The organism is Neisseria sp. HMSC078C12, assembly GCF_001838065.1.
Taxonomy (GTDB): domain Bacteria; phylum Pseudomonadota; class Gammaproteobacteria; order Burkholderiales; family Neisseriaceae; genus Neisseria.
This window is the reverse complement of sequence record NZ_KV835584.1, coordinates 43,133-54,139: the sequence shown is the minus strand read 5'-3', so window position 1 is coordinate 54,139 and position 11,007 is coordinate 43,133. Positions and strand designations below refer to the sequence as shown.

At 50.0% G+C, this 11,007-nt stretch carries 10 protein-coding genes; all 10 read right to left on the bottom strand.

Features of this window, described 5'->3' with window-relative positions; translation table 11 throughout:
- Nucleotides 1-62: 62 nt before the first annotated feature.
- The 10 genes from HMPREF2596_RS01885 to HMPREF2596_RS01840 all read right to left on the bottom strand — a co-directional run bounded on the left by HMPREF2596_RS01885 (nucleotide 63) and on the right by HMPREF2596_RS01840 (nucleotide 10,829).
- Nucleotides 63-857 carry a phosphatidylserine decarboxylase gene (locus HMPREF2596_RS01885; protein ID WP_070849228.1) on the bottom strand — a complete coding sequence of 265 codons (795 nt, stop codon included), beginning with the start codon at nucleotides 855-857 and terminating at the stop codon, nucleotides 63-65.
- A 225-nt stretch (nucleotides 858-1,082) separates the two neighbouring features.
- A complete protein-coding gene (locus HMPREF2596_RS01880; RefSeq protein ID WP_070849225.1) occupies nucleotides 1,083-1,349 on the bottom strand; it encodes a hypothetical protein in 267 nt (88 codons plus the stop codon).
- On the bottom strand, nucleotides 1,330-1,737 hold the full coding sequence (locus HMPREF2596_RS01875; protein ID WP_070849222.1) for a phage holin family protein: 408 nt from the start codon (nucleotides 1,735-1,737) through the stop codon (nucleotides 1,330-1,332). Before HMPREF2596_RS01875 ends, HMPREF2596_RS01880 begins: the two co-directional genes overlap by 20 nt.
- 109 nt (nucleotides 1,738-1,846) lie before the next feature.
- Nucleotides 1,847-2,281, bottom strand: coding sequence for an ElaB/YgaM/YqjD family protein (locus HMPREF2596_RS01870; protein ID WP_070849219.1), 435 nt, complete (start codon nucleotides 2,279-2,281; stop codon nucleotides 1,847-1,849).
- A 194-nt stretch (nucleotides 2,282-2,475) separates the two neighbouring features.
- Nucleotides 2,476-3,366: a succinate--CoA ligase subunit alpha gene (gene sucD / locus HMPREF2596_RS01865; RefSeq protein WP_003755541.1), complete on the bottom strand. Its 891-nt coding sequence runs from the start codon at nucleotides 3,364-3,366 to the stop codon at nucleotides 2,476-2,478.
- Between the two features lie 10 nt (nucleotides 3,367-3,376).
- On the bottom strand, nucleotides 3,377-4,597 hold the full coding sequence (sucC, locus tag HMPREF2596_RS01860; RefSeq protein WP_349267283.1) for an ADP-forming succinate--CoA ligase subunit beta: 1,221 nt from the start codon (nucleotides 4,595-4,597) through the stop codon (nucleotides 3,377-3,379).
- A gap of 17 nt (nucleotides 4,598-4,614) precedes the next feature.
- Complete coding sequence (locus HMPREF2596_RS01855) at nucleotides 4,615-4,902, bottom strand: hypothetical protein (RefSeq protein ID WP_002225316.1); 288 nt, start codon at nucleotides 4,900-4,902, stop codon at nucleotides 4,615-4,617.
- Between the two features lie 124 nt (nucleotides 4,903-5,026).
- On the bottom strand, nucleotides 5,027-6,460 hold the full coding sequence (gene lpdA / locus HMPREF2596_RS01850; protein WP_070849216.1) for a dihydrolipoyl dehydrogenase: 1,434 nt from the start codon (nucleotides 6,458-6,460) through the stop codon (nucleotides 5,027-5,029).
- 259 nt (nucleotides 6,461-6,719) lie between these two features.
- Complete coding sequence (gene odhB, locus HMPREF2596_RS01845) at nucleotides 6,720-7,901, bottom strand: 2-oxoglutarate dehydrogenase complex dihydrolipoyllysine-residue succinyltransferase (RefSeq protein WP_002217383.1); 1,182 nt, start codon at nucleotides 7,899-7,901, stop codon at nucleotides 6,720-6,722.
- Nucleotides 7,902-8,000: 99 nt separating this feature from the next.
- On the bottom strand, nucleotides 8,001-10,829 hold the full coding sequence (locus HMPREF2596_RS01840; protein ID WP_070849214.1) for a 2-oxoglutarate dehydrogenase E1 component: 2,829 nt from the start codon (nucleotides 10,827-10,829) through the stop codon (nucleotides 8,001-8,003).
- Nucleotides 10,830-11,007 lie beyond the last annotated feature (178 nt).

The window sequence follows — 11,007 nt, the reverse complement described above, 5'->3', positions numbered from 1 at the left end:
AGGTTTTCAGACGGCCGTCTGAAAACCTTTTTCTTACTTTAAACCAATTTTAAAACTGACTATTAATCTTTCAACACATCTTGCGCAGCCGCTTGAATTTTAGCCGCCGCTGCTTCGATTTGCTGCTGTTCGGTAGATGGGTTTGCCACTGTTTCAGCCAGGGCAGCTTGAGAAGCTGCGGCTTTAGGCTCAGATTCAGTTTGCGGCGCAGTCAGCGGCAAACGTGCCAATACAGTGCTGACGCCGGTGACTTTATCGCCAATCGCCACTTGCGCCTGCGCATCGACAGGCAGATACATATCCACGCGCGAACCAAAGCGGATAAAGCCATAGCGTTCACCGCGGGACAGTTTCGCACCGGCTTGGGTGTAGCACAAAATACGGCGCGCCACCAAACCGGCCACTTGAACAAAAGTAATTTCACGACCTGAATCCGTAGTCGCCAACACCGCGTTACGTTCGTTTTCCGTGCTGGCCTTATCCAAATCCGCATTCACGAATTTGCCTTTGTTATAAACTACTTTCGTTACCGTACAATCGGCAGGCGATTTTTGCGAATGCACGTTGAACACGTTCATAAAAATACTGATTTTCAAAGCATCGACATCACGATACGGATCGCGTGCGCGCTCGACCACCACGATACGGCCGTCAACCGGGCTCAACACCGCTTCAGGATTTTGCGGAATCTCACGCGCAGGATCGCGGAAAAACTGCAGGGCAAATACAGTAAACACCCAAAACGGCAAAGACCACCAGCCGCAGCACATCGACACCAGCAGGCTCAAAGCCAAACCGCCGCCGATAATCGACCAGCCCTCGCGGGCGATAATCGGGTGGGGATACAAACGGTTCATCACTTATCCTTCGTTTAATAATTTCAAAATTGCCGCCATTATATCTGAAACTCCAAACATTGAGGCCGTCTGAAATGTTCAGACGGCCGGTGTCTTTTGTAAAAAATACTCAAATTAGATAAAGCTTCAGTTTCGGCAACACAATGACGCAACGTCCTCAACAAGCGGCTCACACGAGCCAACAATACGCTGCAAATATCATTTCGACCAAACCACTGCCCTCGATTATCTCGACAAGCCCAACATGACCGCCAATACCAGCCAAATCCAATGCCGACGGCGTGATGTAGACAACAAAGCGCGTTTAGACAGCAAACGCGTTTGGCTCAACTGAAACGCCACATCGGCCAACATCATCAAACGATCGGACTGCCGCGCCTCCCGTTCTTCCACTTTACGCAGTTTCAAATTTTCCGCTTCAATCCGCAACCGCACCAGCTTGGCTTCCAAAAGCAGCAGCTCGCGCGCTTCTTCATACTCCTGTTGCTTCATCGTCCGCCCCCTTGTCTATCTCACCGCGCAAATACGCAATGTCCGATCGAATATCCTGCAAGGTTTCAGCCACACGACTGCCCTGCTCCCGATAATCTGCCGATACTTTGCGGAACAATACGGCAATAATCAGCAGGCTCACGAAGAAAATGCCGAAAAACACCCATAACGCCGCCACATCCGACAACAAGCGGTTCAAGCCGAACAGCAAACCGACCAAGCCCACCATCAACAGCGCGCCGGACAACACCAGCCAAACCGCCAAACGGAACACATTCTCCGCCTGACGCGTCAAATCCAAGCTCAATACCTGCAAACGCAGCAGCAGCAAATCCGCACCCTGATTCAACAAAGCCTTGCCATGTTCAAAACGCTGGCGAATTCCCATCTTAAGTATCCTTTTTCTCAGGAAAAATAAGGCTAAGGCCGTCTGCACGGCGCAATGAAATCCATGATTTCATGTGCACGCCTGTTCAGACGGCCTTAACATATTCACATTAACGGCGGTTCAACAACACACCGATAACCAAACCGGCCAATGCGGCAAAACCCATCGCATAATATGGTTTTTCATGCACCACTTCATCAGCGTGTTTGGCACCGCGTTTCAAACGCTCGCCCGCATCGGCTTCAAATTCGGCAAAGCGCTCTTTGCCTTCTTTAAAACGCTCCTGGGCCGCTTCTTCAAACTGCTCGTATTTTTCACGCGCACGCTCGGCATGATGGCGCAAACGTTCGCCGGCCTCTTCTTCAAAACGGCTCAAACGTTCTTTGGCTGCGGCCAATTTCTCTTCCAATTTGGCCCGGGCTTTGCCGCTCTCTTCCGAACCGGCTTCCACACCGTCGCGGTACAACTCTTCCACATCATCCATCACTTCTCGGATGTCTTTCAGCAAAGCCTCGCGACGTGCTTCAAAATCGTGTTTTTTCATGTTTTTCTCCTTGAGATAGGTTGATATGGTTACAGACTGTTTATCTGTTAGTCAATTATAAACATTTCTCTCCGACTATCGCATTAATTCCAATCAAATTAAGTATCAAATATGTAAAAACAACCAAATGAAATTAAAAAAGGCCGTCTGAAAACTTCAGACGGCCTCTTCAATTCAGCTTAAAGACTTAAGTCTTATGCCAAACCTTTTGCTTTCAACACTTCCAGCATGGTGCTGCCCAATTCGGCAGGGCTGCGGGTGTAAGCGATGCCGGCTTTTTCGAAAGCGGCAAATTTTTCTTCGGCAGTACCTTTACCACCGGAGATAATCGCACCGGCGTGGCCCATGCGTTTGCCTTTAGGAGCGGTCACACCGGCGATGTAGCCGACAACAGGTTTGGTGACGTTGGATTGGATGTATTCGGCTGCTTCTTCTTCCGCAGTACCGCCGATTTCACCGATCATGATGATGGCGTCAGTATCTGGGTCTTCTTGGAAGAGTTTCAGTGCGTCGATTTGGTTCATACCAGGAATCGGGTCGCCGCCGATACCGATACAGGTTGATTGACCCAAGCCCAGTTTGGTGGTTTGTGCCACGGCTTCGTAAGTCAATGTACCGGAACGGGAAATAATACCGATACGGCCAGGTTGGTGGATGTGGCCCGGCATAATACCGATTTTGCACTCACCCGGAGTAATCACGCCCGGGCAGTTAGGGCCGACCAGGCGGGTACCGTTGCCGTTGGTTTCCAAGTAGCGTTTGGCTTTGAGCATGTCCAGAGTCGGAACGCCCTCGGTAATCACAACGACCAAGCCTACGCCGGAATCAACGGCTTCAACGATAGAATCCAAAACAAACGGAGCTGGAACGTAAATTACAGATGCGTCTGCGCCGGTTTCTTTAACGGCTTCTTTCATGGTGTTGAACACGGGCAGGTTCAGGTGGGTTTGACCGCCTTTACCCGGGGTAACGCCGCCGACAACTTTAGTGCCGTAAGCCAGAGCTTGTTCGGAGTGGAAAGTACCGTTTTTACCGGTGAAACCTTGAACCAATACTTTGGTGTCTTTATTAATCAATACGCTCATTCTTTTCTCCTTAGGCGTTTACGGCTGCAACAATTTTTTCGGCTGCGTCATTCAGGCCGTCTGCAGAAGTCAGTTTCAGACCTGATTCGTTCAGGATTTTCGCGCCGAGTTCGGCGTTGTTACCTTCCAAACGAACAACGACAGGAACGTTGACGTTGATTTCTTTAACGGCTGCCACGATGGCTTCCGCAATCATGTCGCAACGTACGATACCGCCGAAGATGTTGATCAATACGCCTTTAACGGATTTGTCTTCCAGAATCAGTTTGAACGCTTCAACCACGCGGTCTTTGGTTGCGCCGCCGCCAACGTCCAAGAAGTTGGCAGGTTGGCCGCCTTTCAGTTTGATGATGTCCATAGTGGCCATCGCCAAACCGGCACCGTTCACCATACAGCCGATGTTGCCTTCCAAAGCAACATAGTTCAGGTCGAATTCGGAAGCTTTCAGCTCACGTTCGTTTTCTTGAGATTTGTCGCGCAAAGCGGCAATTTTCGGCAGGCGGTAGAGCGCGTTGCTGTCGATGCCGATTTTGCCGTCCACGCAAGCCAGTGCGCCGTTTTCGCGAACTGCCAATGGGTTTACTTCAAACAGTGCGAAGTCGTTTTCGACAAACGCTTTGTACGCGCCGGTCATCAGTTTAACAAACTCGTTGATTTGTTTGTCTTTCAAGCCCAGTTGGAACGCAACTTCGCGAGCTTGGCAAGGTTGCAGGCCGACCAGCGGATCAACGGTTACTTTGAAGATTTTTTCTGGAGTTTCGGCAGCAACTTTTTCGATTTCCACGCCGCCTTCGGTAGAAGCCATGAATGTAACGCGGCGGGTAGAACGGTCAACCACTGCGCCCAAGTACAGCTCGGTTTGAACCGGATACATGTCTTCGCAAACCAAAACGCTGTTGACAGGTTGGCCGTTGGCATCGGTTTGGTAAGTTACCAAGTTGGTGCCAATCAGGCTTTCAGCCACTTCTTTAGCTTCTTCGCGGCTTTTAACGACTTTTACGCCGCCCGCTTTACCGCGGCCGCCGGCGTGTACTTGTGCTTTGACAACAGCGAATTTGCCGCCCAATTTGTCGTAAGCTGCAGCGGCTTCTTCGCCGTTGTGTGCCAAAATACCGCCTTGTACGGGCAAACCGTAGCTAGCCAGCAGTTCTTTAGCCTGATACTCGTGTAAATTCATGGATTTCTCCTTAAGGTGAGTGGGTTTTAGGAATCGCCCTGCGGCCAATCCCATATTTTCAGACGGCCCTACTATTTACTGAAGGGCAACCACATCCGCGCCAGCAGATACATGGCTGCGCCGCCTCCCCCGAGAATAAAAAAGACAATGCCTTTTTTACGCGAATTCGGACAGAGCAGATAAACGGCAAGGCTGAAACTGATAAACAACAATGCCACGCGCCAAACCAATTCTTTATCTTTGAAACGGTTGAGCGTATAAGTTTCGGTCATCATCACATACATCTGCCACAATGCGGCCATACACATGCTGATGATGCCCGCCGGTATAAAGAAAATACCGACTATTTCTTTGTTCATAATGAATGTAAATGCTGTGTGTTTGTCTGACGGAATTATAAATCAGAAAACGAAGCTATCGAAACATTCAATTTGTCGAAGGCCTTAAGGCCGTCTGAAAAATTTCAGACGGCCTTAATGTCTATCAACCGTGCAAAGCGCGTTTGTCGGCCGCCAAGGCAGCTTCGTGAACCACTTCGGACAAGGTTGGGTGGGCATGGATAATGCGGGCGATGTCTTCGCTGCTGGCGAAGAATTCAAGCGCAGTCACGCCTTCGGTAACCAATTCGCTGACAACCGGGCCAATCATGTGTATGCCCAAGATACGGTCGGTTTTGGCATCTGCCAACACTTTAACCGTGCCTTTGGCTTTGCCCATGGCCAATGCGCGACCGTTCGCACCAAAACCCGAAGTACCTTTTTTGTACTCCACGCCTTCGGCTTTGAGTTGTTCTTCGGTTTTACCCACCCAAGCGATTTCAGGGTCGGTGTAAATCACGAACGGTACGTTGTTGAAGTCGATATGCGGTTTTTGACCGGCAATGCGCTCTGCAACGGCAACGCCTTCGTCGCTGGCTTTGTGTGCCAACATCGGGCCGCGAACCACGTCGCCGATTGCCCATACATTAGGCAGGTTGGTACGGCATTCGCCGTCCACTTTGATAAAGCCGCGCTCGTCTTTTTCCAAGCCTACGGCTTCGGCATTCAGGCCTTTGGTGTTTGGAATACGGCCGATGGCAACGATCAGTTTGTCGAATACTTCGGTTTTGGCTTCGCCGGCAGCAGTTTCGTAAGCAACGGAAACGCCCTTGCCTTCAGATTTGATGTCGCCGATTTTCACGCCCAATTCGATGTTCAAACCTTGCTCTTTGGTAAAGTATTTGAAGGCTTCTTTGGCGATTTGTTGGTCGGCGGCAGCCAGGAAGGTCGGCGCGGCTTCAAGAATGGTAACTTCTGCACCCACGCGGTTCCATACGGAACCCATTTCCAAACCAATCACGCCGGAACCGATCACGCCGAGTTTGGCAGGCACTTCGGTCAGGTTCAATGCGCCTTCGTTGTCCAATACGTTCACGTTGTCGATGGCGACTTGTGGCAGCGGACGCGGTACGGAACCGGTGGCTACGATGACGTGTTTGGCTTCGATAACGGTTTTCTCGCCTTTGTTATCGACTTCGATTTGGTAAGCATCGCCATTTTTACCGGCAAAGGAAGCTGTACCGAACAGGCTGGTTACTTTGTTTTTTTGGAACAGGAATTTCACGCCGCCGGTCAGTTTGGTCACGATGGCATCTTTGCGCTCAATCATTTTGGCCGCGTCGAATTTCACGTCGCCGACAGTGATGCCGTGTTCGGCAAACTCGTGTTGCGCTGCGTGGAAATGTTCGCTGGATTGCAACAGGGCTTTGGAAGGGATACAGCCTACGTTCAAGCAAGTACCGCCCAAGGCAGGGGCATCGCCTGCTTTGTTGACGCCTGCATCGACGCAAGCGGTTTTGAAACCCAGTTGCGCGGCACGGATGGCGGCAACGTATCCGCCCGGGCCTGCACCAATCACTACTACATCATATTGAGACATCATGTCATCCTTTGCTTTTCGCAGTATCTCAAAATAAAAACGATACTTTTTGTTTCTTTTTTATTTTGAATGACTGCGTTTTGATGGTTTTAAGAAAAGGCCGTCTGAAAGTCCATATCTGCCGATTCATTCGAATCAAATGTTTCAGACGGCCTCAATCGTTCGTTGAGCCTATTGTAGCACGATACTACATTACGCTACATCTAAATAAAAATTCAGACGGCCTTTTCATTAACAAATAAAAGGCCGTCTGAAACGATTACAGATCCAACAACAGGCGTGCTGGGTCTTCCAACGCGTCTTTAATGGCTACCAAAGTCAATACAGCTTCGCGGCCGTCGATGATACGGTGGTCGTAAGACAGAGCCAGATACATCATTGGACGGACAACAACTTGGCCGTTTTCAACCACAGCGCGCTCTTTAGTGGCGTGCATACCCAAAATCGCAGATTGAGGCGGGTTGATGATCGGGGTGGACATCATAGAACCGAAAGTACCGCCGTTGGTAATACTGAATGTACCGCCGGTCAAATCTTCGATAGCGATTTTGCCGTCTTTGGCTTTTTTCGCGTAATCAACAATTGCTTGTTCGATGTCGGCAATGCTCATTTGGTCGGCATCGCGCAAGATAGGCACAACCAAACCGCGTGGGCTGCCAATCGCGATACCGATGTCGAAGTAGCCGTGGTACACGATGTCTTTGCCGTCAACAGAAGCATTCACAACCGGGTATTTTTTCAGGGCGGCAACCGCGGCTTTAACGAAGAAGGACATGAAGCCCAGTTTCACGCCGTGTTCTTTCTCGAATTTTTCTTTGTACTTCGCACGCAAGTCCATGATTGGTTTCATATTGACTTCGTTGAATGTAGTCAGAATGGCGTTTTCTTGTTGAGAAGCCAAGAGGCGTTCTGCAACACGGGCACGCAGGCGGCTCATCGGTACGCGTTCTTCAGGACGTGCGCCGGCAGGAAGCGCAACGGCAGGAGCAGCGGCTGCGGCAGGTTTGGCAGCGGCATTTTGTACGTCTTCTTTCAATACGCGACCGTCACGACCGGAACCTTGCAATGCGTTCACGTCAACACCGGTCTCGGCAGCCAGTTTAGCGGCAGCAGGCATAGCGGCGTTGTTTTGTGCAGCAGCAGGAGCGGCAGCTGGGGCAGCTTCTGCAGGCGCGGCGGCAGGTGCTTCAGCAGCGGCAGTGGCAGCTGTATCGATACGGGCCAAAACTTGGTCAGCAACAACGGTTTCACCGTCTTGCGCTACGATTTCAACCAATACGCCGGCTTGTGGAGAAGGTACTTCCAAAACCACTTTGTCAGTTTCGATATCGATCAGGATTTCGTCACGGGCAACTGCTTCGCCAACTTTTTTCTTCCATTCCAAGAGCGTGCCTTCAGATACGCTTTCAGACAGCATAGGTACTTTTACATCAATAATCATTTTGTGTCTCCAATGGCCCTTTCAGACGGCCTGTTGTGTGTTTTTAATTCTGCATATGGGCATTCCGCCTGAACAATTTCAAACGGAATGCCGCTAGGCTTACAACGCCAAAGCGTCTTCAACCAATTGTTTCAATTGAGCAATGTGTTTGCTTGAGTAGCCCACTGCAGGCGATGCGCTGCTTGGACGACCGGCATAAGACAGTTTTTGCTCTTCGCTGATAACGCCTTCGATGCGGTGGCGGATTTGGTAGAACGCACCTTGGTTTTTCGGCTCTTCTTGTGCCCAAACCACAGATTTTGCGTTCGGATATTTCGCCAGTTCAGCTTTAACCTCTTCGTATGGGAACGGATACAGCTGCTCAACGCGGACAATCGCAACATCATCTTCCAGTTTACGCTCGGTACGGCCTGCTTCCAAGTCATAGTAAACCTGACCGGCGCACAATACCACGCGTTTCACGCTGTCGTTGCTTGCGCGTTCGGCGGTATCGCCGATAACCGGACGGAAAGTCGAACCTTCGGTGAAGTTTTCCAGCGGGCTCATTGCACCTTTGAAGCGCAACAGGCGTTTGGACATGAAAATCACCAGCGGTTTGCGGTATGAACCCAAGACTTGGCGTTGCAAGAGGTGGAACATTTGCGACGCTTCAGACGGCATGATGACTTGCATATTGTTCTCAGAACACAGTTGCAACCAACGTTCTACGCGTGCGGAAGAGTGCTCGGGGCCTTGACCGTCGTAGCCGTGCGGCAGGATGGTGGTCAGGCCGCACAAACGACCCCATTTGGTTTCGCCTGAAGACAGGAATTGGTCGATAGTTACTTGTGCGCCGTTGGCGAAGTCACCGAATTGAGCTTCCCAAATGGTCAGCTTGTCAGGAGCGGAGCAGGCAAAGCCGTACTCGAACGCCATCACGGCTTCTTCGTTCAAGATAGAGTCGATAACCAGGAACTCGCCCAAGCCTTCGCCCATGTTGCGCAGAGGAACATAAGTACCGTCGTCCCATTTTTCACGGTTTTGGTCGTGCAATACTGCATGACGGTGTGAGAATGTACCGCGGCCGGAGTCCTCACCGGAGATACGCACGCCATGACCTTTAGTCAGCAGGCTTGCGTATGCCAAGGTTTCGGCCATACCCCAGTCGATGGCTTGTTTGCCGGATGCCATTGCTTTACGCGCTTCAATCACACGTTTTGCAGTCGGATGCAGGGCAAAGCCTTCCGGTACAGCAGTAAATTTCTCGGTAAGACGCTCAATATCTGCGGCAGGCAAACCGGTTTCGATTTTTTCGCGCCAATCTTTGCCTTGGTATTTGCTCCAGTCGATTTGTGTACGTTGGAAGTTGCTCAGCGTTGTTTGTTCAACATGTTCGCCTTTGTCCAAAGCATCACGGTAGGCTTGGATGTAACCGTCAGCCTCAGCTTGGGTGACCACGCCTTCGGCAATCAGTTGTTCGGTGTACAAAGCACGCGCACCAGGGTGTTGCGATACTTTTTTGTACATCATCGGTTGGGTCAGGGTCGGATCATCGCCCTCGTTGTGGCCCCATTTACGGTAGCAGACAACGTCGATTACGATGTCTTTATGGAATTTTTTGCGGTAATCCAAAGCGGCTTGAATGGCAAAGCAAACACGTTCAGGATCATCGCCGTTCACGTGGATAACCGGAGCGGAAACCATTTTCGCGATATCGGTACAGTGTACGGTAGAACGGGTATCGCGGGTATCGGAAGTGGTAAAGCCGATTTGGTTGTTGATCACGATGTGAACAGTACCGCCGGTGGTATAACCGCGTGTTTTAGACAGGTTGAATGTCGCTTGGTTAACACCCAAACCGATAAATGCGGAGTCACCGTGAATCAATACCGGCAAAACTTTATCGCGGCCGTTTTCGCCCAAACGTTTTTGTTTGGCGCGCGCAGAACCTTCCACTACCGGGTTAACAATTTCCAAGTGTGACGGGTTGAACGCCAAAGAAACATGCATCGGGCCATGCGGAGTGGCGATATCGGAGCTGAAGCCCATGTGGTATTTCACGTCGCCGCTAGGCAATTTGATTTCGGCACGGCCTTCAAATTCAGCAAACAGATCAGCCGGTTTTTTGCCCAAGATGTTAACCAAAACATTCAGACGGCCACGGTGTGCCATACCGATGATGACTTCTTCCACGCCGTCTTTACCGGCGTTTTGAATCAAATAGTTCAAACCGGCAATGGCACTTTCACCACCTTCGACACCGAAACGTTTTTGACCGACATATTTGGTATGCAGATAACGTTCCAAAGTTTCGGCGGCAGTCATTTCTTTCAAGATACGGCGTTTTTGATCGGCATTGTAATGCGGTGTGGACAATACGCTTTCAAAATAATTGCGCACCCAACGACGCTCTTCAGTATTGGGAATATAGATATATTCCAATGCAATGTGGCCGCAGTAGGTTTGTTTCAGATTGCTGATGATTTGGGAAAGGGGCAATTTGCCTTGACCGGAAAAGTCGCCCTCGCCCATATTGAATTGAAGCGCCATGTCGGCATCAGACAGACCATGGAATTTAGGGTCGAGTGCTTCGATGTTTTGAGGGGGAATACGTTTGAGCGGATCAAGTTGGGCCGCACCCACGCCTTGAATACGATAGGCAGAAATCAGTCGCAAAACGCTGACTTGCTTTTTCATCATTGCCTCATCCACACCACCTGCAACAGCAGATGCAATTTTCTTTTTAGCCAAAGTGGCAAATGATTCACGAATCGGTGTGTGGGCAACATCGACAGCGACTGCGCCCGGCTGTTTACTCAAATCTGTAAAATACTGTTTCCATTTTTCATCGACAGATTCTGGGTTTTCCAGAAACTTTTCATACAACTCCTCGATGTATGGCGCATTAGAACCAAACAGATAAGAGAAATTGAGTTTTTCGTCCATCATGGCGTGAGCTCTTTTCTTTAAAATATAAACAAAGGGTAGAATCCCGTGTTCTCCGAACGGAATTCAGGCCGTCTGAAATGACACTTTATTCTACCCTATTTTAAATCAAATTACCTGTTATCAACTTAATTAATTACGGGTCAACCTCATTGAAAACAACAATTCGATTTTTTCAAAC

Coding starts and splice junctions, on each gene's coding strand:
- HMPREF2596_RS01840 (WP_070849214.1), bottom strand. CDS start 10,829: ATGATGGACGAAAAACTCAATTTCTCTTATCTGTTTGGTTCTAATGCG.
- sucD (WP_003755541.1), bottom strand. CDS start 3,366: ATGAGCGTATTGATTAATAAAGACACCAAAGTATTGGTTCAAGGTTTC.
- HMPREF2596_RS01870 (WP_070849219.1), bottom strand. CDS start 2,281: ATGAAAAAACACGATTTTGAAGCACGTCGCGAGGCTTTGCTGAAAGAC.
- odhB (WP_002217383.1), bottom strand. CDS start 7,901: ATGATTATTGATGTAAAAGTACCTATGCTGTCTGAAAGCGTATCTGAA.
- lpdA (WP_070849216.1), bottom strand. CDS start 6,460: ATGTCTCAATATGATGTAGTAGTGATTGGTGCAGGCCCGGGCGGATAC.
- HMPREF2596_RS01875 (WP_070849222.1), bottom strand. CDS start 1,737: ATGGGAATTCGCCAGCGTTTTGAACATGGCAAGGCTTTGTTGAATCAG.
- sucC (WP_349267283.1), bottom strand. CDS start 4,597: ATGGGATTGGCCGCAGGGCGATTCCTAAAACCCACTCACCTTAAGGAG.
- HMPREF2596_RS01885 (WP_070849228.1), bottom strand. CDS start 857: ATGAACCGTTTGTATCCCCACCCGATTATCGCCCGCGAGGGCTGGTCG.
- HMPREF2596_RS01880 (WP_070849225.1), bottom strand. CDS start 1,349: ATGAAGCAACAGGAGTATGAAGAAGCGCGCGAGCTGCTGCTTTTGGAA.
- HMPREF2596_RS01855 (WP_002225316.1), bottom strand. CDS start 4,902: ATGAACAAAGAAATAGTCGGTATTTTCTTTATACCGGCGGGCATCATC.